At 51.1% G+C, this 519-nt stretch carries 1 pseudogene; it reads left to right on the top strand.

Annotated elements, in window-relative coordinates:
* Window positions 1-519, top strand: a pseudogene (locus ACTHUR_RS18240) (phospho-N-acetylmuramoyl-pentapeptide-transferase); the annotation flags it as partial.

The following is a 519-nucleotide window of genomic DNA, read 5'->3' on the forward strand; positions in this document are numbered from 1 at the left end:
ACACCACATTTCGTGCCGTAATGGCTGCGCTGACTGCGCTGGTATTTTCATTATTGTTGGGTCCGTGGACCATTCGCAAGCTGACTGCGCTTAAAGTCGGCCAAGCCGTCCGTACCGACGGACCTCAAACCCACCTGATCAAAAACGGTACGCCAACCATGGGCGGCTCGCTGATTTTAACCGCCATTACCGTGTCCACAATCTTGTGGGGCAACTGGGCAAATCCTTATATCTGGATTCTCTTAGGAGTCTTGCTTGCTACCGGCGCACTCGGTTTTTACGACGACTGGCGCAAAGTGGTTTATAAGGACCCTAACGGCGTGTCTGCCAAATTCAAAATGGTGTGGCAATCCAGCGTTGCCATTATCGCCGGTTTGGCGTTGTTCTACCTTGCGACAAATTCTGCCAACAATATCCTGATTGTTCCCTTCTTCAAACAAGTTGCCTTGCCGCTTGGTGTAGTCGGCTTCTTGGTATTGTCCTACCTGACCATCGTCGGCACATCCAATGCTGTTAACC

The organism is Neisseria sp. P0021.S007 (genome assembly GCF_051956855.1).